The organism is Amycolatopsis sp. AA4 (genome assembly GCF_002796545.1).
GTDB lineage: Bacteria > Actinomycetota > Actinomycetes > Mycobacteriales > Pseudonocardiaceae > Amycolatopsis.
On record NZ_CP024894.1, the window covers coordinates 4,993,518 to 5,013,727 of the forward strand.

The window sequence follows — 20,210 nt, forward strand, 5'->3', positions numbered from 1 at the left end:
GTCCTTTCCCGGCAGTACCCGCGATCCGGAAGCGACTATGCCCGAACTCTATTCATCCGACCTCGAAGCGGTCGACGTCGTCACCGGCGAGGTGACGTTCGAGCGCCTGCTGCTGGTCGGTTCAGGAGCGCTGAGCGCGGCGTTCCTGCCGTACTGGATCAACTGGATCGACGCCGTGCTGCCGGCGATCTCGCTGAAGGTCGCACTCACCAGGTCCGCCGCGAATTTCGTTTCCCGGCACGCCCTCTCGGCGTTGTCCCGGACGGATGTCCTGCTCGACGAATGGCCGGACGAGCCGGGCCGGGACGCACCGCACGTCGCGCTGGCGAACTGGGCCGACGTGATCGCGGTCTATCCCGCGACGTTGAACTTCATCTCCCGTTTCGCGCTGGGCCTCGGGGATTCGCCCGCGCTGCTCGCGCTGCAGTGCACCGAGGCGGTCGTCGGCATCGCCCCCGCGCTGCCTCCCGGCGCGGCGGGCAACCCGGTGGTGGCCGCACATCTGCGTTCGTTCGCGGATCGGCCGCGAGTCGTGGTGAGCCCCACCGAAACCGCCGTGAGCGCCAGCTCCGGCGAGTCCGCGGCGGGCAGCGTCGCGCCGCTGTCCGAGCTGATCGGCTTGCTGGAACGGCGATACCGCCAGCTGACGGCGGATAAGAGGCCGGAATGACGCGCGCGGACGACGAGCCGGAAGCGATGCTCGTGGAGGAGTACGGCAGTCGCCTGCGCCGGACGGAGATCCATCTGCTTCCCGGCGGGGCCTTCCAATGGACACACCGGCCAGGCACTGACAGCCCGGTCCGGATGGCCGCGCCGGACCGCGCGCTGGCCCAAGCGATCTCCGCCTGCTCGGTGCCCGCTCTCCGCTGGGTGCCCGCGTCCGCCGGCGACGCCGGGGCGCTGACCTACCTGGCCAGCAGCCCGCTGTCCGCGATGAGCTGGCTGGACCTCGAACAACCCCGCACTCAGCAACTAATGGCCACGACCCTGGAAGGCGCCGGTCGCGGACTGCGCGCCCTGCATCAGCTCCGCGGACCCGACGCCGCGAGCACGCCGCCCGGCCCGCGACGCGTCGCCCGCTGGCTGGACGAACCCGGCCTCGGCCCGGCGAGCTTGGCCAAGCTCGCCGACCTCGCTTGGCCGCGGTGGGGCCGCACCAGGCTGTCCCGGCTGCGCGACTGGTGCGTCCCGCCGAAGGAGGAAAGGACGCTGTTGCACGGATTCGCCTCCTTGGGCACCCTGCTGCCACCGCTGGCCATTCCGGAAACGGCTGCCCCGCAAGGCGAATTCTTGATCGGATCGGATCTGGCGGCGGGACGGCCGGAGTCCGACCTCGGCTGGCTGCTCGGCGAACTGCACGAGCTGCACTGGGTCGGCGTCTACCCGTGGATGGACTTTCCCACGCTGCGCCGGGCGTTGCGCCGGGGCTACGGGCCTGGTTGCGACGAGGTCGCGGTGGGACGCAGCGCTGTCCTGCGGCTGATCACCCACCTGCACGACTTCGCCGCCTATGCCGGATGGCTCGACGAGTTCACTGGCTACGTCGATTTCGCGGCTGAGCTGATCGATGACGAAGGCCGCCGCGCGGCACGCGGAGAAGCCGCGTGACCGGCATCGGCGAAACAGTTTCCTGGCAGCTGCCCGAGACCAGCACCATCGCCCCGGCCGCCGAAGTCAACCGGCTGCTGGACAGGCTCCGCCTCGGCACGCTCGGCAGCACCGGAACGACCTCCTTCGGCGGCCGGAACGACAACTGGGCGGGCACCACCGGCAACGGGGCGAAAGTCTTCGTGAAACAGCTGCCGGACACGGGCGAAGCGGTCAATCCCGGGATCGCCCGTTCGCTGGCCTTCGAACGGGCCGCCGCCCTGCTGGAGCCGCGCGGTCCGCTGGCTTCGCCGGAGCTGCTCGGCCACGACGAGGAGAACCGTCTCCTGGTCTTCGCGTTGCTTGACGACGCGAAGCCCGGCATCGAGCTGTCCGTCGCCGGCGAATTCAGCGAGGCCCTGTGTTTCCGCGCCGGAGAAGCGATCGCGACCGCGCACGGGCTCGACCCGGCCGGTCTGGACACCTCCCCGCTGTTCTTCCCTCCGCTTTCCTGGCTTGCCGGACTTCCCTGGGAAATCGTCCAGGAGAACACCTCGGCGCAGCTCGCCGCCTGGCAGCTGCTGCAGGACGACGAGGAAGCGGTGCACGCGCTGCACGAACTGAGGACGCTGGAAGACGCCGCGCCGCCCGTCCCGGTGCACGGGGATCTCCGCTTCGACCAGTTCATCGCATCCGGCGAACGGCTGTATCTGTGCGACTGGGAGAATTTTCGGCTCGCCGATCCGGCACGAGACGTCGGCGCGTTCATCGGGGAATGGCTTTACCACGTCACCTATACGATCTTCGTGAATCCGGCGCGCCGGGACGGCTCCCGGTTCGCCGGTTTCGGTGCCACGCACCAGGACATCCTCGATCGCGGCATGGCCAACCTGCGCCAGGCCGTCCCCCGGATCGGCGCCTTCTGGGCGGGCTACCGCACGCGGCGCGTCCCCGACCCGCACCTCGCGGTGCGCGCCATGCGGTTCGCCGGCTGGCATCTGTACGACCGGCTCATCGCGGGCGCGGAATCCCAGCTCCAGCTGAACCCGGTGGCCAAAGCCGCGGCCGGAGTCGGGCGCGGCGTCCTGCTCAATCCGGAGGGCGCCGCCGGGCTCCTCGGCCTTGTCCGGCCCGGCCGAGGGAGGCAGGCATGACCGCCGGACTGTCCTGTCCGCTGAACCCGAGGCTGGTCGCCGCGTTGCGCGAGGTCTCGGTATCGCCCGACGGCTGTTCCGCGGAAGTCGCGGGCACCCGGCTGACCGGCTCCGACCCGCGCGATCTGCGCGGGCGGCTCGCGAACGCGCTCTACGAAACTCTGCACGCCGGAACGCCGGGTCCTGGGTCCGCGGCCAAGGAATTCCGCCGCGATCGCGACTTCGAGCACCAGCTCGCCGACGCCGTCCCGCACGCCTGCGCTCCGGTCGACGGGGTGCTGCTGGCGGCGGGCGACGAGGAACTCATCGTGCGCACGGCGCTGGTCACCGTCCGGGTGCCGCGCGATCGGCTCGCCGGCCCGGCCGACGCGATCCCCGGCGCCGCGGTCCGGTTGCGGCTCGACGCCGCGCGTCCGGCGCTGTCGCCCGGCTTCTTCTACGTCCTCGGCTCACAACAGCGGCGGCGGCCGGACCCGGCGGTGCGCCGGATCTTCGTGCACTTGACCGATCCGGACGGCGCGGTCCGGGTCTGGCGCGACGTCCTGCGCGAACTGGAATCACTGCACGCCGACTATCACGCGAAGATCCTGTCCGTCCGCACCGGCTACCCCCGGCGGGACGCGCTGGTGATCTACCTGCACGGCGAATACCAGTCCGTCGAAACAGCGATCGCGCGGCGGCTGCGCGACGATCGCGCGCTGGGCGCGGCCACCTCGGTGCTCGCCCAGCGGCTGGCCCGGGGCGTCGCCGCGGCCTGGGAACCAGCCGACTCCCGTCCCGGCCAGCAGCACCTGAGCTTCGGCCAGCACCGCTGTTTCGCGCTCGCCACGGCCCTCGTCGACCACGCACTGGACCCCGTCGAGGGCACGCGGGAGCTGCGCATCACCGCCGAATTCCGCGCGGCGGGCATCGATCCCCTGCGGCCGCAGCGCAACGTGCCGCAGCGCACCGGCACACCGGGGCGCCGATGACCCGCGCCGTCCACCGGTTCACGCTCGGCAACGGGCTGCGCGTGATCGTCGAACCCGATCACCGGCACGACCTCGTGGCCGTCGCGGTTTCGGTCGGAGCCGGTTCGCGGGACGACCCGCCCCGCGCACGCGGGCTGGCGCACGCGGTGGAGCATCTGATGTTCCCCCGCGAGCACGAGGGACAGGCAGGGCATCTGCGGACGGTCGAAGCGATGGGCGGACTCTGCGACGCCAACACCTTTCGCGACCACACCAGCTATTTCAGCGTGGCCGACGCCGAACGGCTCGAGCCGCTGCTCGCCGCCGAGGCCGCCCGCTTCACCGGGTTCGCTCCGGACCGGCGCGCGCTGGACGGGGAGCTTCCGGTGATCGAGGAGGAGATCCGCGGCGCCGTGTTCGCCTCTTTCGGCGGGTTCCCCTGGACCATGGCGGCTTCGGCGCTCTGGGGCCCGGACCGGCACGAGGGCGGGGACCACGGGATCATGGCGCACCTGCGGGAGCTGACCCCGGCCGAAGCCCTCGCCTTCCACCGGGAGCATTACACCGCGGGCAACACGGTGCTCGCGATCGCCGGCGCGGCGGATCCGGCACGGGCCGAGGCCGCCGTGCGGGAAGCGTTCGGCGAACTCCCGTCCGGCCGCCGCGCGGCACGCCCGGACTTGGCACCCCGGCCGGGGGCGTGGTTCAAGCACACCGCCGAACGGTTCCGCGGCACTGCCCTCGCGATCGCGACTCCGCTGCCGGACGCGGACACCGCTCCCGCCGGCTATGTCGCACACGCGGTTCTCGCCGAGATCCTGTCCGCCGCCTGGCTGCCCCGGTGGCGGAAGCGCCAGCCGCTGCTGCGCTCGGCCTCGATCCGGTGCGGATTCAACGGCGAATGGTTCAACACCGCCTCCCCCGACCTGCTGGTCGCCACCTTCCTGCCGGAACGGGCTTGGCCGGTCCACGAACTGCTCGCCGAATGGGACGCCCTGCTCGAAGAGCTGAGCAGCACCGGACCGGACAAGGCCGAACTCGACCGCGCGATCGCCCTGCTCCTGCTGGGCCATCACCGGCAGCTGGATTCCGTGGTCACCCGCGCCGTCGCGCACGGGCGGTTCGCGGTGCTGCTTCCCCGGCTGGACGGCCCGCACCAGATCCCCGGCCTGCTCTCCGCGACCACCGCGGCACAGGTGGCGAACGCGGCGAGAGCGGTGCGCGCGGCGCCGGCGGCGTGCGTCGAACTGGCTGGAGGCTCCTGATGAAACTCCTTGCCGAGGCGGTCGAGGCCGTCCTGCCGAACGGGCTTCGCGTCGTGCTGGCCCAGGAGCCGGGAGCGGAGGTCACCGAAATCCGGCTCGCGCTGCCCTTCGCCACCCGCCCGGAGCTGGCCGCGCCCATGGAACTGCTCGCCGCGTGCCTGCTGCGGGGCACCTCCGAGCTCGGCGAACGCGCCGTCGTCGACCGCGCCTCGGAACTCGGCGCGGAACTGTCGGTCAGCCGCGACAGCGAAGCCCTGCTGGTGGCCGCCAGCACGCTCAGCACCCAGCTGCCCGAGGCGATCCGCCTGCTGGCGACGGTCGTGCGCCAAGCCGCGTACCCGGGCCGCGAACTGGACCGGGTCGTGGAAGCCATGGTGTCCCGCGAGCGGTCCGAGCCCCGGGCAGCGGCGTATCGGCAGCTGCTTCGCCGTCGGTACGGCCGGCATCCACTGACCGCCGAACCGGCCGGTGCCGAGGATCTCCTCGCGGTGACCGCCGACGACCTGCGGCGCCTGCACGCCCAAGCGATTGTGCCCAGCGGAGCGGTCTTGCTGATCCTCGGGCCGCTGTCCGCCGACACCGCGCTCGCACACGCCGTCCAGGTCTTCGGCGACTGGACCGGCGCCGCGTCCGGGCTGCGCCTGCCGCCCCTGGCCGGCACCGGCGACACCGGCCGCCTCACCCTGCCCGCCGCCGCGGGAACCCCGACGCTGGTGCTGACCGCGGGCCCCGGGCTGACTGCCGGCGATCCGCGGCACCCCGCCCTGCACCTGGCCAACCTGATCCTCGGCGGCTCCGGCTCCTCCCGGCTGGTCCGGCGGATCCGCGAACGGCTCGGCCTGGCTTACCGGGTCCAGTCCTCGCTCGAGGAAACCGGGGCCGGCGGCTGGACCGCGGTGGAAGCGGTGACCGGCCCCGGCAACGGAAGCCGGACGGCCGGCGAACTCGCCGCCTGCATGGCCCGGTTCGCCGACGAAGGACCTACGCCGGAGGAAGTCGGGGCGGCCAAGCGGCTCGCGAGAGGATTCGCCGCCGCCGGGCTGGCCACCCGAGCCGAAATCGCCAGCGCCGCGACCGGCTTCGTGCTGCGGGGGCTGCCGCCCGACTGGCTGAACCGCTACCTGAGCCGGGTCGACCTGCTCGGCACCGCCGAGGTGACCGCCGCGGCCCGTGCGCACTTCGACCCCGCCGCGCACGCGACGGTCGTCGCCGACGAGCTTCCCGATGCCTCCGAACAGCACAGTCCATCCGGGAACGCGTCATGAGCACCGTCGACGGACGGCCCGTCCGCCCCCTCCGCGCGTTGCTCGGACACGCTGAACCGCACCGCTGGCCGCTCGTGCTGGTCCTGGTGCTCACCCTGGCGGGAAGCGCGGCAGAGCTGGTGCAGCCCCTGATGGTGGAAACGATCATCGCCAAGCTGTCCCTCGGCGAAAGCCTGCGCGAGGAACTCCTGCTGCTGGTCGGCGTGTTCGTCGTTTCGGTGGCGCTCAACGGGTGGCACACCTGGATCGGGCAGCGCACCGCCGAACGGATGGTGTTCGGCATCCGGCGCGGTTTGATCCGGCGGCTGATCCGGCTCCGCGTGTCCGAATTGGACCAGCGCGAACCCGGGACGCTCACCACCCGCGTCACCTCCGACAGCACCGTGGTGCAGCACGCCGCCACCACCGGACTGATCGACGTGGTCAACGGGGTGCTGCACCTGGTGGCCAGCCTGGTCATGATGGCGCTGATGAGCCTGCCGCTGCTCGGCATGACCGCGGGCGTGCTGGCCGTCGTCGGAGTCGTGCTGGGCTTCGTCATGCCCAGAATCCGCCAGGTGGTCCTGACCACCCAGGAATCGGTCGGCGAGATCGGCGCCGCGCTGGACCGTTCCCTCGGCGCGGCGCGCACAGTCAAGGCCAGCGGCGCCGAAGCCGAGGAGACCGAGCGGGCGGTCTCGGCGGCGCGCACGGCCTACCGCGCCGGGCTCAAGGGGGCCCGCTACCAGGTCGTCATCGCCACGGTGTCCGGGATGGCCGTGCAGACCTCGTTCCTCGTCGTGATCGGCTTCGGCGGCGTGCTGGTGGCGACGGGCGGCCTCAGCGTCGCGACGCTCATCGCGTTCCTGCTCTATCTGTTCAACCTCGGCACCCCGATCCTGTCGCTGGTCACCGGTTTCGCCGCGCTCCAACAGGGTCTCGGCGCGCTGGAGCGGATCGAGGAGGTGCGCGAGATGACCGTGGAGGACGATGTCGACACCGAGGTCAGTGCCCCGGCCGGACCTCCGCCGCGGGTGGTCGTGGATCACGTCTCCTTCGCCTATCCCGGGCGTCCGCCCGCGCTGAGCGACGTGTCGTTCAGCGCCGAACCGGGGGAAATGACCGCGATCGTCGGCCCGTCCGGCGCGGGAAAAACCACGCTCTTTTCGCTGTTGCAACGGTTTTACGACCACCAGGACGGCCGGATCCTCCTCGCGGGCGACGACATCGCGCGGCGCAGCCGTGCCGAGGTGCGCCGCCGGATCGCCTACGTCGAGCAGGACTCGCCGATGCTGGCGGGCACGTTCAGGGAGAATCTGGTCTACGCGGCGCCCGAAGCCGCCGAGGAAGCCATCGCCGAGGTGCTCGGCCTGACCGGCCTGGACGAGCTTGTCCAGCGGCTGCCGGAAAAACTGGATACGCCGGTAGGAGTGCGCGGGATCGCGCTTTCCGGAGGAGAGCGCCAGCGGCTGGCGATCGCCAGGGCGCTGCTGCGCCGTCCCCAGGTCCTGTTGCTGGACGAGGCCACCGCGCACCTGGACGCGCGCAGCGAACAGGCTCTGCGGCGCACCATCGAAGCGGCCGCACGGGAATGCACCGTGCTGCTGATCGCGCACCGCCTGTCCACTGTCGTCTCGGCGCACCGGCTGGTGCTGCTGGACCGGGGCGGAGTCAGGTCGATCGGCACCCATGCCGAGCTGCTGGCCGCCGACCCGATGTATCGCGAATTGGCGGCCACTCAGCTATTAGTCCCGGAAGCCGATCAAGAAAAGGACCCGGCATGCCCCTCACCGCACCCCGCGTCGTCGACGACGCCTTCTACGACGAACTGACCATTCACACCGACGACGCGCGAGGCCTGGTCGAAGTCTCCGGGGCACACGTTCCCACCGTCGTCATCGCCCGTTCCCCCGACGCGCCGATCAACCGGTTCGTGCCCATTGGCTCGCGCGAACCCGCCGACCTGATCATGACCGTCGGCGAGGCCGTCGCGGATCTCCGCCCCGGCAAGGGAAAATGGACCCGCGGCTCGTACCGCGTCGACCTCACGGCGGACGGGAAGCGCTATCGGTTCAAGCCGAACTCCATCGCCACCAGCCAGCTGATCCGCGACGGGAAGAAGGTCTTCGAGCCCTCGATGGACGACGAGGACGGCGACTTCCTCGTGCAATGGCTGGTCAACCGCGACGACACCGAACCGGCCGACGCCGCCATCGGGTACGCGCTGGCTGTCGCCTTCCGCACCGGCGCGATGAGCCTTTTCTCGATGCTGCTGAGCGGCGCCGAGATGGCCGGGCCGGGCTGACTCTTCCGGCGGCCCCGACAGCAGTGCCGGCCGAAGAAGGAGCAACACCGGGGAAGGGTGCAAAAATTCCTGCGCGCCGCCTGAAATCATCCAGCCGCAGGTCGAGGCTACTGCATGGTTTTTCTTCGATCGGGTGAGCTTCATTTCGCCGCCGCGGCGCACTGTGGCAGCATCGGTAATGCGCAGTTATTCGCGGCGCAGGCACCGTAGAAGAGTCGTTCCCAAGCTGAGTGCACCGCACGCATGAACAATGGAGACTCAATGGCAATCCTTAAAAAATGTTACGACGCGACGGAAAGACCGAGACACCTCCACCGGCGGTCAAGTCAGCGCTGACTCCCTGACCGGGACCGTATCGGTCACGCTGATCGGAGGAGCCCTGGCCGTCTTCGCTCCGAGCGCGGGCGCGGGCACCGATCCCGATGAGCTGTGCCACTGGTCTTTCGATCCCGACGATTCGAGCCTGATCGCCGTCCTGCCGCCCGACTGGCAGACTTTCATGGTCGCCAGGTACCGGACTCCGCGCGGCGAAACGCACCGGTTTCATTTCAGGCTGGTCAATCAGGGCCATCAGGGCCGCGGGACGGTGTACGACGTGGAGGACTTCAGCGAAGCTCTCGGAAATCACGCCGCGGGCCAGAACATTCCCATGGGGTCCGTCATCGAAGAGGTGACTCTCCAGGATCAGCGCAGGCTTGACCCTGACGTGGACCCGGAGGGAATTATGGACGGCCTGACTCTCCAGGTGGACGACAATGAGAAAATCGGCTGACGAACGACCTGGTTCTTCTGCCGGACAACCATACAGAAGGAGTAACCCGTGACCGACCGGAAACTGCTCGTTAAAATCGCCGCCGGGGCAGCACTCGCCGCCGCCGCGGTCGCCACCGTCGGGACCACGGCCGCGCACGCGGCGGGGACCGGCCTGGGATCCAATGCCCCCAGCCTGATCAACGTGGCGGGCTCGGGCGACCCCACCCATGAGGATCCCCCCATCCAGCCCGGGGACCCGGACCCCATCAAGGTCTCCTGACCGTCGTCCCCTGCCGGAGCAGCCGCGCGACCCGCCGCCCCGTCCGAAGCCGTCCGCTACGACGGATTCGGACGGGGCGGCCTCGCGACTGGTTCGGGGTGCACGAGGAAATCGCGATGGCTGGTGCGGGCGCGTGCGCACCAGCCATCGCGAAGAGGCCGAGAGCGCCGATCGCCGGCCTGGGCAGGCGAATATCGCGGGCGAGGACGGGTCCCAGCGCTCGGCGGGCAGGAGTGCGCAGGCGGTCTGTGCCGCCCGCGCACTTCGAGACCCCCTCGAAATCCACCGCGCGACAGAGCTTCCCGAGCGCATGCCAGGCCCCGGCGGGTCAAAATTCCTCAGGGAGGCAAACGTCGCTCGTGCGGCCGCGACATCTTGCCGCCAGGTTCAGCCGGGAACGGCAAGCGCCCCAGGCACCCCACCCTTTCGGGGAAATCGGCTCTCCCCGGGCAACGGCACGAATCACTCGAGGGCCGTCAGGTCGCGGGAAACGACGAGGTCGTTCCGCACCATCTCGGACCAGCTCGCGGTCGAGCGCCCGATCCGCCCCGCGGGGTACGCCTTGTCCGGCGAAAGATGGCCGGGTGTTACCGGGACACCTCCGGTCGCCGCTCGAAGCAGGGAAGATCGGCGCACGAGTCGACGACAGCGAAGCTGGACGCCCCCAGGTTCCGAGCCTCCGCCACGTCGATCAGGACCGAAACTCAAGCAAAATCGGGGTATTCACCGACTGGTTCCGCCATGACCAGGACCCGTGAACCTGCCCGGCAACCGAATAAAACACCACGGTCCTTCCGATCGACCGCGACGAGACCACTCACTCGACCCCGATCGGACCGGCCGGGAGTCACCGCAGGATGTCCCATTCATGGGCGATGTGCACTGCGTGCGAACGGTTCCGCGCGCCCATTTTGGACAAGATTTTGCGCACGTGGGCCTTGATCGTGTCGACGGACACGCCCAATTCCCGGGCGATCGACTGGTTGTCCCCGCCGACGGCGATCAACGCCACGATCTGCCGCTCTCGCACGGAAAGGTGGTGCGCGTCCGCTCTTTCCTGCCTGCGGGAGCCGGTAATCGAGTATCGCGGGATCTGGCTGGGCCCGCCGCGATGCGGTTCGACGGACAACCCCGCCGAGTGGAGCGCATTCGCCGCGACCACAGCGGCTTCGCCGGCAACCAGATAGGCGGCGACGAAGCCTCCTGGCATTTCTGTGCCGGGCACCGCTTTCCGCAGCGCCGGACCAAAATTCTTCGTGTCTTCCCGGACCCGCACTCTGCTTTTCTCCTCACCACTCGGCTTCCGGCACGGCGGAGACCAGGAGCCCTGGCCCGCTGCCTGCGTCGGTCTCTCGTCAGCGCTTGCCGTGCAGGACGGTGACCAGCTTGGCGACCAGCGCGTCCGTGGATTCCTTGCGGGAGAAGGAGGTGAGCGTGAGCGGCGCGGTGAACCGCTGCCGGGCCACCGCCTTCGGGCGGGCGAACTCGCGCAGCCCCTCCGGGCCGTGGATCCGGCCGAACCCGGAATCGCCGACCCCGCCGAAAGGCAGCGACGCGATGCCCGCGAACGACAACGGCGCGTTCACCGCGGTCATGCCCGCCCGCAACCGCGACGCCAGCTCCGCCCCGCGCGCCCGCGAGAACACCGTGGAACCCAGGCCGTACTTGGTCGCGTTGGCCTTCTCCACCGCCTCGTCCATGTCCCGCACCCGCGCGATCGTCACCGTCGGGCCGAACGTCTCCTCCCGCACCGCCTCGGAGTCCTCCGGCACGTCGACCAGCACCGTCGGCTGCACATACCGGTCGCCGACGCTGTCCACCCCGCCGACCAGCGCCTTCCCGCCGCGCGCGAGCGCGTCGGCGATGTGCCGGCGGATCACCGACAGCTGCGAGGGCATGGTGATCGGCCCGTACTGCGCGTCCTCGTCCGAACCCGCGCGCACGTGCTTCGCCTTCCCCACCACCTTCGCCACGAACTCCTCGGCCACCCGCTCGTGCACGTACACCCGCTCCACGCCGATGCAGGTCTGCCCCGAGTTCGAGAACGCGCCCCACACAGTCGCGTCCGCCGCCGCTTCCAGGTCCGCGTCCGCGTCGACCAGCAGCGCGTCCTTGCCGCCCGCCTCGATCACCACCGGCGTCAGCGTGTCCGCGGCAGCCGCCATGATCTTCTTGCCCGTCCCGGTCGAACCGGTGAACGCGATCTTGTCCACCCCGGAACCCACCAGCGCCGCCCCGGTCTCGCCGAACCCGGTCACCAGCTGCAGCACCGGCTGCTCAGGCACGATCTCGGCGAACGCGTCCACCAGCCACTTCCCGACACCCGGGGTGTACTCGCTCGGCTTGAACACCACCGCGTTGCCCGCCGCCAGCGCGTACGCGATCGAACCCAGCGGAGTGAACACCGGATAATTCCACGGCCCGATCACGCCGACCACGCCCAACGGCACGTACTCGACCGTGGCCGAGTGATTCATCGTCAACAACCCCGGCGTGCGACTCCGCTTGCCCAGCACCTCGCGGGCGTTCTTCGCCGCCCACGCGATGTGCTCGATCGCCAAAACGCTCTCCAGCTGCGCGTCCGCGATCGGCTTGCCGGTCTCGTCGCGCACCACCTGGCACAACTGCGGCAGCCGCCGGGTCAGCACGCCCTTCCAGCGCCGCAACCGTTCCGCGCGCCCGGCGAAACCGAGGCCGTCCCACCAGCCCGCGGCCGCCCTCGCCCGCTCCACAGCGGCGCTGACCTGCTCGGCCGCGTGCACCGGATAGGTCCCGACGACCTCGTCGGTGGCCGGGCTGAGCGAATCGAACGTCTCGCCGACCTGCGCCGGATCCGGCTGGACCGCAGTCATCGACACCTCCCCGTCTCGGTGGATCCCCAGGCTACGAAGCCGCTGACAGATTGCCAACAGTTTCCCGGCGCTCCGGGAAAAGAGGGGCAAAATTTCATCCTCGCCGCATACCGGAATTCTCGGCTGCATTGTCACCAGGAGCCGATCGCATTCGCCCGGCGGCCAGGGCGGGTGCCCGGCCGATGCGCGGCTGGGGGCACGCGCATCGGCCGGACTGCCCGGTCGCCCCGAATGCTCAGCTCCCCGAGCGGAGAAAAGCAGTTCGACCGGCGGGCGTACTTCCAGGCTGCCCGAATCGGCGAGCCATGTCACCGCAGAGCGAAAACTCGTGAATATCTCCCGGCCGCCGCCAGCGCGGTCAGGCCCGAACTCAGGAAACGCTCCGGATCGGCAGCACACAGAACGCGGCGGCCAATCCGGTGACCGCGGAGGCGACGAACAACGACGGGAAACCGCCCGGGGAGGTGATGAGGACCCCGCCGACAGCCGCGGCGGCGATCGACGGCAGCGCGCTCGCGAGCTGCAGCACACCGAGATCCTTGCCGCGGTCTTCGGAGCGCGGCAGCACCTGCGTGACCAGAGCCTGGTCGACGGAAAGGTAAGCGCCGTAGCCGATTCCGAGAAGCGACGCGCCCAGGATCGCGGCAGGCATGGTGTGCACGAAAGCGAGGACCAGCGCTGCCGCGCCCTGGACGGCCGAAGACCACACGACCACCCGTTTGCGCTTCCCGCTGCGGTCCGAACCGCGGCCCACCGGAATCGCGACGACCACGATGCTGGCCGTGTAGCACACCATCAGGATCAGAGTGCCGAAGTCGGGATCGACGTGCACCTCGTCTTTCAGGTACTGGTACAGGAAGATCTGGGCGAGTGCGTTCGACAGGTTGATCAGCGCCCGCTGTCCGCACGCCCAGGCGAAATCCGCGCTGCGCAGCGGCGCGAAAATGCCGACGAGAACAGCGCGGAGAGCCAGCGGAGGACGTTCCGCTCGCCGCAACGGCGTTCCGCGGACGCGAAGACCGAACGGAAGCACACACAGCAACAGCAGCAAAGCCAATCCGACGTAGGCGTCCAAGACTCCGGTGAACAGGAAGGTCACCACCGCGACCCCGAGCAACGGGCCGACCGCGGTGCCCACCGCGTAATAGCCGGAGACCCGGCCCCGCTGGTTGACCGGCACATCGTCCGGCACCGCCGCGGACAACGCGACCATGACGGCGGAGGATCCTGCCGTGAAGAGCGCCCAGCCGATGACGACGCCGACGATGCCGTGCTGCAACCCCTGGAACACGAACGCGACGGCGGACAGCACGACGCCGTACAGGATCCACACCTGCCGCCGGCCGGTGCGGTGCAGGGTGCGGTCCGACAGCGCTCCGACCAGAATCGAAACGACCACAGTCACCAGCGCGGCGCAGGCGTTGGCCCAGCTCTGCGCGACGACCGCGGCGTTCCCTTCGCCGGCGATCGCGTTGGTCTGCCGCGGCAGCAAGATCTGCTGCGTGCCGTAGTTGGCGAGGAACAGCCCCAGGTTCGCGAACGCCCAGCAGACCGTCCACACGCGACCGGCCGGGCGGACCGGTTCGTCCAAAGCGGACCGGCCGCCGGTTTCCGCCACGCCCGCGGTCATGCCGGCCCCAGTGTCACGTTGGCCAGCACCGGAAAGTGGTCGCTCGCGGGCTGGCGGGGCCGGAACGGGACGGTGCGGGTGGTGATGTGCGGGACCGGCCGCAGGCCGTTCTCGTTGATCGAGCCCACATAGTCCAGCACATTGCGATAGCCCGGCTGGGAGCGCGCCACGAGGCGGTTGCTCGCGCTGTCGAACGTGTGCTCGTGCATGTCGCTGTCCGGTTCGAGACGTCCGCCGACCGCCTCGGCCGCGTCGGCGTGATCCTGGCCGCGCTCGCCGGGAACGCCGCGCGCGTCCGCCGCGTAGTACTCGACGTTCAGATCCCCGACCAGCAGAACGGGCGCATCCGGCGGTGCCGTCCGCGAGACGAACTCGCGCAGTTCTTTCAGCTGTTCCAGGCGTACCGCACGTGTCGCGGACAGCGGCGTCGGCGGCTCGTCGGCCTGCAGATGGGTCGCGGCCAGCCACACCCGGCCGTCCGGCGTGTCCAGTTCCGCCAGCGCGACCCCCTTCGCGCACAACGCGTCTTGGGTTTTCCGGTGGACCGCGCTGTACAGATGCTGGCCGCACCACCGGATCGGGTACCGGCTCAGCACCCGGACCCCGCCGCCCACCAGCGTGCGCAGCGGCGAGACCGGAGGCACCGCCCCGTCCCATTCGCGCCGGCCCCGAAGCGCGCCGATCTGGGGCGACGCGTGATAGCCGTGCCGCTTCAGCCGCGAGGCCAGCCGCCCGGCGGACGAGAGGCTGAACGCCTCGTTCAGCACGACGACGTCCGGATCGACGGCGCGCACGGCTTCGGCGGCCCAGCCCGCCCGGAGCCAGCCGCGAGGCGAAGCCGAGATCAGCGGAAGCTGCAGCACGTTGAATGTCAGTAGACGAAGCATCGGATGCACGCCTCCCGCCTGGCTCGAAGCGCGGCCCCGCACTGGGCCGCAGAACCACACCGTAGATAAAACGTGAATCTGCTTCAAGTTTTTCTCCGTGCGACACCCCTCTGGGTGAGGCGCGGGTGTGCTCGCCGTGAACGCCGGGCGCGAGCGCTCTCATTCGTCCGCCGGCGCATCCTCCGGCACCGGGCTGATCGCCGGAAGCGTCACGCGAAGCACGAAGCGGTCGCCGGTGCTTTCCGCGCTGCACGTCCCGCCGATCCGCTCGACCCGCTCGGCGATGCCGCCCAGCCCGTGCCCCGGCGCCACCGACTCCGAGGAGAGCAGGCCGTCGTTGCCGATCATGAACTCGAACCGGTCCCCGATCCGGACCAGCTCCAGCGTGCAGTTCACGGGCTGGCTGTGGCGCAGGATGTTCGTCACGGATTCCCGGAGCACCCAGGCCAGCACTTCGGCGGCCGCGCCCTCGGGCTGTTCGCCGATCCTGATCTGGCAGACGGCTCCGCGCGACTCCAGCAGGTCGATCGCCGCCGCGAGTTCGGCGTCCAGGTCGGCGACCAGGGTGCCGTGCGCGATGTTGCGCATGTCCTGCAGGGTCTGCCGCGCCAGCCGGTGCGCGGCCCGGCTTTCCCGTTCGGACTGGAGGCGGTCCGCCGCCGCGAGCCGCTCCGCGAGTTCCGTGCGCAGCATGATCGACACGAGATTGTGGCCGAGCCGGTCGTGCAGGTCCCGGGAAATCCGGGTGCGTTCCTGGTGCACGGTCAGCCGCGCGATCTCGGCGTTCGCCGCGGCGAGTTCGGCCGTGCGGATGGCCAGCCACGAGGTGGCCCGCACTGCGATCGCACCGACGATCCCGAAGACCGCTCCCTGCGCGATCGCGTAATCGTCCGGCTGCACCGATTCGGGCAACGACCACCACCAGAGCAGTCCGATCGTGAAAAGACCGATGCCGAACGCGACTGCCCAGACCCACTCGCTGCGGACCAGAATGAGCAAGAGCAGACCGACCATGGAGATGGAACCCGAGGGCATCTGCACGGCGTGAAAGGCGATCGCGACGACAGCCGCGATCAGCGTGCTCAGCACAGTCAGCGGCCACGTCTGCCGGAACGACATCCCGGCCGCGCGAAACACCAGCCCGTGCAGGCAGATCAGCGTCTGCAGCAGAATCAGCCCGGCATACCAGGCGGACAGCTCAAGGTCGGAAGTCTCCACGAAGACCTTCGCCGTGCCCGGCGTGACGACCCCGCTGATGACGACCCCGAAAATCGCGGCCGCGGCGAGCAGGAACGCCCGGCCGCCGATGCGGACGGTCCGCCAGTAACGAGCCTTGCCCAGCACCGGCCACGGGAAGCGGTTCACCTGGTGTCCTGTCCTCCTTCGCCAGCCATGCTGGCGCGCGATGCTAACCACGCCGGTGCCGTCCGGACGAATCGGATCATCCTTCCGGGTGACCGGAATCGGCTGAAGACACGCCGGTCGGCGGCTGGCGGACCCTGCCGGACGGGCAAGAGACGACGATGATCGCGGCCGCAGCACCACCAGAATCCGCACGCAGGCCCGAGAAGCCGTACGGCCTGCGAAACGGAGCACCCTGGTCGCTGCCGTCGCAGAGTCCGCACCGAACCGCAGGGCGAACACCCGGCAGCACAGACCCGCAGCTCAGAAGCCTGACAAACCCGTGGGGACGCCTTCCCGGGAGCACCCGGAGCCCTCTTCTCAGGTCAGCGACTTCGTGCTTCGACCGCGCAGCAAGCTTCGACAGACCGGCGCGACGAGGGCCTGCTCGTCGCTGTTCCGCGCACGGAATCCCGCCCGGCAAGCGCGGGAGGCCTTCCTTCGGCACCCGACCGCTAGAGGGGCTGGTACCGCGGCGGCCCCGACGCCGTGCGCCGTCGGGGCCCCTCCGTCCTGAACCTCCACTCTGGACCGGAACGCGGCGCGAGCGGGGCCGACGAGGCGGGATCAGCCCTTGCCGCGCCCGAGTGCTTCGCGTTTCACGAAACCGACCGCGGCGGTGGCGACGAACAGGATCGCGCCGATGATCAGCAGCCAGAACAATCCCTTCACCGCGATCCCGACCACGATGCACGCGACCCAGATCACCAACAGCAAACCCAGCAATGCCAGCATGTTCTCTTCTCCCGGTTGATTCGGCCGCACGTCAGCGAACGGCAGCGGCGGGGCCGCGACAATCCTTGCGGTCGCGGGCCGGACGTCACTTGCCGACGACGCCTTCGACCGCGTCCTTGACCTTTTCCCCGGCTTGCTTCAGATTCCCTTTGCCCTGCTCGGCTTTGCCTTCGGCTTCCCACTGCTCGTTGCCGGTCGCCTTGCCGACGGTTTCCTTGGCCCGGCCTTTCAGCTCTTCTGCCTTGTTCCGGGCCTTGTCGCCGACACTCATCGCGGGATCCTTTCGTCGCCGAACCACTGCGGTCCGGGCATGCGGCAGTGTTTCCCGCCGGCTCCGCGCCGAAACCTCGCTTCGCCCCACCAGGCCGCCCCGTTCTCAGTGTCCTCACAGCAACTCTCGGGGAGGGTCGCCAGAGGTCCGGTCGCCGTGACCGGGCCGGTTCGACGATCCGTCTGGAGCTGCTGAAGTGCTGAACGCCGCGACATCTTCCCGTGCCCTTGCCGGTCGCCGGGCGCTCTCCGTCTGAGCGGGGCCCGTCATGGCACGCACGCGGGTGTACCGCCACGGAGTGCTCGCGGCCGAAGGGATCCCGGTCGCGGACGTCTCCGACTACCTCGCCGACCCCGAAACGACGGTATGGCTGGACTTCTGCGCTCCGACCGAGGAAGACCTGGCGGCCATCAGCGAAGAACTCGGCCTGCACCCGCTCGCGGTCGAAGACGCCGTGCACGAACACCAGCGCGCGAAACTCGACCGGTACGACTCCCACTCCTTCCTGACCGCCTACTCGGCCGCGCTCGGCGCCGACGGGACGCTGCTCGTGTCGGAACTCGCCGCCTTCATCACCGGTCAGGCCCTGGTCACCGTCCGCAAAGACGAGAACTTCCCGATCGACGCGGTCGTCGCCCGCTGGGACTCGGCCGCGGACCTGGCGAAAAACGGCGTCGGATTCCTGCTGCACGGACTGCTCGACCACATCGTCGACGGTCATTTCGAGGTGGTGCAAGCGCTCGACGAGCAGATCGAGGAACTCGAAGATCTCGTGTTCGACGAACGCCCCCGCTACGCCGACATGCAGCGGCGCTCGTTCGCGCTGCGCAAAAGCCTCGTGCGGATCCGGCGCGTCGTCCTCCCGATGCGCGAGGTCGTCAACACGGTCATGCGCCGCGACATGCACCTCGTCGACGCCGAACTGCAGCCCTACTTCCAGGACATCTACGACCACGTGCTGCGCGCGTCGGAATGGACGGAATCGCTGCGCGACCTGGTCACCACGATCCGGGAAACACAGCTGAACATCCAGGGCAACCGGCTCAACACGATCATGAAGAAAGTCACCAGCTGGGCGGCCATCATCGCCATCCCGACCGCCGTCACCGGCTTCTACGGCCAAAACGTGCCCTATCCCGGTTTCCAGACCACAGCCGGTTTCTGGACGTCCACACTGGTCATCGTCATTCTTTCCGCCGCCCTGTATGTGTCCTTCAAGAAACGGGACTGGCTGTAGCCCGCGTTATCGCTTCCCCGCCGCTCGGCGGCCGACGGCATCCGCGGGCGAGTAGCCTCAATCCGACGCCCGGCTGCGGAGAGGAGGCGCGATGCCGACGGACGAGGACCAGCTGAGTATCTTCCTCGCCATCCGCGAAGGCGACACAGACCGGCTCTCGGAGTTGCTGCGCGCGGATCCCGAACTGGCCGCCTGCCGGCTGGGCGGGCCAGCCCGCGGGCGCACGCCGCTGCACGTCGTCAGCGACTGGCCGGGTTACTTCCCCAACGGGCCGCGCATCGCGGAACTGCTGATCGCCGCCGGTGCCGACGTCAACGCGCGCCCGGACGGCGGCGAGTCTCCCCTGCATTGGACGGCCAGCAGCGACGACGCGGCCGTCGCGCGAGTGCTGATCGACGCGGGCGCGGACCTCGAAGCGTCCGACGGATCGATCGGCACGCCGCTCGACAACGCGATCGGCTACGCCTGCTGGAATGTCGCACGCCTTCTGGTGGAACGCGGTGCGCGGGTCGAGAAACTGTGGCACGCCGCCGCGCTCGGCCTGCTCGACCGGATGGAAGAGCTGATCGCCGGCAGTGCCCCCGCACAGGACGCGCTCGATCAGGCTTTGTGGCATGCCTGCGCGGGCGGGCAGCGACGGGCGGCCGAACGTCTCGTCGGGCTTGGCGCCGACGTGACGTTCACGCCCGATTACGGCCGTGGCACCCTGATCGACGCGGCATCGACCGACGGCACCCAGCGCGCGAACCTGATCGAGTGGCTGACCGGACTGGGTTTGCGCGCCGCTGCCGACACCGCGGACTGAGACGGGGACCGGCTGGCGAAGCGAATCTCGCCCCGCCCCACCCTCCGCGACCGCCACGACGGCGGCAGCGGGCAGCAGAACCCCGAGACGCCGGAGCGGGTCAGTTCGGCCAGCCGCGCCGCGATCTCGTTCACCGGGCCGTACAGGCAGAATCGGCAAGCGAACAGTTCCGTCGCGTCGTCGTCTGCAAAGGACTCGGCAGGCGTCCGGGCACGCGCACCCGGACGCCTGCCTCGGCCAGGAATCCCGCGCCGCCGTTCGCCGCGATGCTCAGGCATACCGGCTTCAGTTCGCGGGCCGCTGGCGGCCGGGCGGATCGACACGGAGACCGGGCCGCCCGGGCCGGATCAGGAACCCGGCGGCGAAACTGACGGCCGACGCGGCCGCCAGGTACACCGCGATCGAGACCCCAGTGCCGGTCGATTCGAGCAGCGACCCGCTGGCCCGTCCCGGGTCGCCGGGCGGATGCCGATGCACTGCACGGCGACCGGCAAGGTGCTGCTCGCGTTCGGCCCGCGGAACCTGGTCGAGGAAGTGCTCGCGTCGCCGCTCGAACGTCGCACGCCGCACACGGTCAACGCACCCGGCGTCCTGCTGAACGAACTGGCGCGGGCCAAGGCGAACGGTTATGCGGTCGAGTACGAGCAGACCCGCGTCGGTTACGCCAGCGTCGCCATCCCGTTGACCGGGGCGACCGGCTTCACCACCGGAGCCCTGTCCATCACCGCGCCGACGTTCCGGGCTGATGTGGACAAGTACGCCGGGCTGCTGGCGATGGTCAGCCACCGGATCACCAAGACGATCAGCGCGATGCGCTCTTCGGCGGGGGTGCCTTGACCACCGTCTCGCTCGGT

21 protein-coding genes are annotated in these 20,210 nt (G+C 69.9%); 13 read left to right on the forward strand and 8 right to left on the reverse strand.

The window, feature by feature from the left end; all coding sequences use genetic code 11:
• Nucleotides 1–37: 37 nt before the first annotated feature.
• The 10 genes from CU254_RS23120 (at nucleotide 38) to CU254_RS23165 (ending at nucleotide 9,538) form a co-directional block, all read left to right on the forward strand.
• The gene (locus tag CU254_RS23120; protein ID WP_009079846.1) at nucleotides 38–670 is read left to right on the forward strand and encodes a flavoprotein; all 633 of its coding nucleotides are present in this window, start codon (nucleotides 38–40) and stop codon (nucleotides 668–670) included.
• Nucleotides 667–1,608, forward strand: a complete 942-nt coding sequence (locus CU254_RS23125) for a hypothetical protein (RefSeq protein ID WP_009079849.1) — start codon at nucleotides 667–669, stop codon at nucleotides 1,606–1,608. The genes CU254_RS23120 and CU254_RS23125 overlap by 4 nt, the downstream gene beginning before the upstream one ends.
• Nucleotides 1,605–2,741 carry a class V lanthionine synthetase subunit LxmK gene (gene lxmK, locus CU254_RS23130; RefSeq protein ID WP_009079851.1) on the forward strand — a complete coding sequence of 379 codons (1,137 nt, stop codon included), beginning with the start codon at nucleotides 1,605–1,607 and terminating at the stop codon, nucleotides 2,739–2,741. Before CU254_RS23125 ends, lxmK begins: the two co-directional genes overlap by 4 nt.
• The gene (locus CU254_RS23135; protein WP_009079852.1) at nucleotides 2,738–3,712 is read left to right on the forward strand and encodes a T3SS effector HopA1 family protein; all 975 of its coding nucleotides are present in this window, start codon (nucleotides 2,738–2,740) and stop codon (nucleotides 3,710–3,712) included. The genes lxmK and CU254_RS23135 overlap by 4 nt, the downstream gene beginning before the upstream one ends.
• Nucleotides 3,709–4,956, forward strand: coding sequence for a pitrilysin family protein (locus tag CU254_RS23140; protein ID WP_009079854.1), 1,248 nt, complete (start codon nucleotides 3,709–3,711; stop codon nucleotides 4,954–4,956). Before CU254_RS23135 ends, CU254_RS23140 begins: the two co-directional genes overlap by 4 nt.
• Nucleotides 4,956–6,221, forward strand: a complete 1,266-nt coding sequence (locus CU254_RS23145; protein WP_009079856.1) for a pitrilysin family protein — start codon at nucleotides 4,956–4,958, stop codon at nucleotides 6,219–6,221. The genes CU254_RS23140 and CU254_RS23145 overlap by 1 nt, the downstream gene beginning before the upstream one ends.
• Nucleotides 6,218–8,032 (forward strand): ABC transporter ATP-binding protein, encoded by a 1,815-nt coding sequence (locus CU254_RS23150; protein WP_009079859.1) that lies wholly within the window; start codon nucleotides 6,218–6,220, stop codon nucleotides 8,030–8,032. The genes CU254_RS23145 and CU254_RS23150 overlap by 4 nt, the downstream gene beginning before the upstream one ends.
• Nucleotides 7,981–8,505 (forward strand): hypothetical protein, encoded by a 525-nt coding sequence (locus CU254_RS23155; protein WP_009079860.1) that lies wholly within the window; start codon nucleotides 7,981–7,983, stop codon nucleotides 8,503–8,505. The genes CU254_RS23150 and CU254_RS23155 overlap by 52 nt, the downstream gene beginning before the upstream one ends.
• A 250-nt stretch (nucleotides 8,506–8,755) precedes the next feature.
• Nucleotides 8,756–9,277 carry a hypothetical protein gene (locus CU254_RS23160; RefSeq protein ID WP_009079862.1) on the forward strand — a complete coding sequence of 174 codons (522 nt, stop codon included), beginning with the start codon at nucleotides 8,756–8,758 and terminating at the stop codon, nucleotides 9,275–9,277.
• A 48-nt stretch (nucleotides 9,278–9,325) separates the two neighbouring features.
• Nucleotides 9,326–9,538: a hypothetical protein gene (locus CU254_RS23165; protein ID WP_009079865.1), complete on the forward strand. Its 213-nt coding sequence runs from the start codon at nucleotides 9,326–9,328 to the stop codon at nucleotides 9,536–9,538.
• An 847-nt stretch (nucleotides 9,539–10,385) separates the two neighbouring features.
• On the opposite strand, the gene CU254_RS23170 is transcribed toward CU254_RS23165, so the two are convergent.
• The 7 genes from CU254_RS23170 to CU254_RS23190 form a co-directional block, all read right to left on the reverse strand.
• Complete coding sequence (locus CU254_RS23170) at nucleotides 10,386–10,748, reverse strand: helix-turn-helix transcriptional regulator (protein ID WP_158688066.1); 363 nt, start codon at nucleotides 10,746–10,748, stop codon at nucleotides 10,386–10,388.
• A gap of 145 nt (nucleotides 10,749–10,893) precedes the next feature.
• Entirely contained in the window at nucleotides 10,894–12,390 is a 1,497-nt protein-coding gene (locus tag CU254_RS23175; protein ID WP_009079869.1) for an aldehyde dehydrogenase family protein, read from the reverse strand.
• Between the two features lie 370 nt (nucleotides 12,391–12,760).
• Nucleotides 12,761–14,020 carry an MFS transporter gene (locus tag CU254_RS23180; RefSeq protein WP_009079871.1) on the reverse strand — a complete coding sequence of 420 codons (1,260 nt, stop codon included), beginning with the start codon at nucleotides 14,018–14,020 and terminating at the stop codon, nucleotides 12,761–12,763.
• Nucleotides 14,017–14,907, reverse strand: a complete 891-nt coding sequence (locus CU254_RS43165; protein ID WP_009079873.1) for a sphingomyelin phosphodiesterase — start codon at nucleotides 14,905–14,907, stop codon at nucleotides 14,017–14,019. Before CU254_RS43165 ends, CU254_RS23180 begins: the two co-directional genes overlap by 4 nt.
• 159 nt (nucleotides 14,908–15,066) lie before the next feature.
• Nucleotides 15,067–16,272, reverse strand: a complete 1,206-nt coding sequence (locus tag CU254_RS23185) for a sensor histidine kinase (RefSeq protein WP_050788257.1) — start codon at nucleotides 16,270–16,272, stop codon at nucleotides 15,067–15,069.
• A 603-nt stretch (nucleotides 16,273–16,875) separates the two neighbouring features.
• Entirely contained in the window at nucleotides 16,876–17,043 is a 168-nt protein-coding gene (locus CU254_RS43170; protein WP_158688069.1) for a hypothetical protein, read from the reverse strand.
• 85 nt (nucleotides 17,044–17,128) lie between these two features.
• The gene (locus CU254_RS23190; protein WP_009079878.1) at nucleotides 17,129–17,314 is read right to left on the reverse strand and encodes a CsbD family protein; all 186 of its coding nucleotides are present in this window, start codon (nucleotides 17,312–17,314) and stop codon (nucleotides 17,129–17,131) included.
• A gap of 268 nt (nucleotides 17,315–17,582) precedes the next feature.
• On the opposite strand from CU254_RS23190, the gene CU254_RS23195 reads away from it, so the two are divergent.
• Nucleotides 17,583–18,551 carry a magnesium transporter CorA family protein gene (locus tag CU254_RS23195; RefSeq protein WP_009079880.1) on the forward strand — a complete coding sequence of 323 codons (969 nt, stop codon included), beginning with the start codon at nucleotides 17,583–17,585 and terminating at the stop codon, nucleotides 18,549–18,551.
• Between the two features lie 91 nt (nucleotides 18,552–18,642).
• Nucleotides 18,643–19,356 (forward strand): ankyrin repeat domain-containing protein, encoded by a 714-nt coding sequence (locus CU254_RS23200; RefSeq protein WP_009079881.1) that lies wholly within the window; start codon nucleotides 18,643–18,645, stop codon nucleotides 19,354–19,356.
• A 285-nt stretch (nucleotides 19,357–19,641) separates the two neighbouring features.
• Here CU254_RS23200 and CU254_RS43175 read toward each other — a convergent pair whose 3' ends face one another.
• Nucleotides 19,642–19,833 (reverse strand): hypothetical protein, encoded by a 192-nt coding sequence (locus CU254_RS43175; protein ID WP_009079885.1) that lies wholly within the window; start codon nucleotides 19,831–19,833, stop codon nucleotides 19,642–19,644.
• Between CU254_RS43175 and CU254_RS23205 the strand changes: the two genes are divergently transcribed.
• Nucleotides 19,828–20,193 (forward strand): IclR family transcriptional regulator C-terminal domain-containing protein, encoded by a 366-nt coding sequence (locus CU254_RS23205; RefSeq protein WP_050788258.1) that lies wholly within the window; start codon nucleotides 19,828–19,830, stop codon nucleotides 20,191–20,193. The genes CU254_RS43175 and CU254_RS23205 overlap by 6 nt on opposite strands.
• The last annotated feature ends 17 nt before the right edge of the window (nucleotides 20,194–20,210 follow it).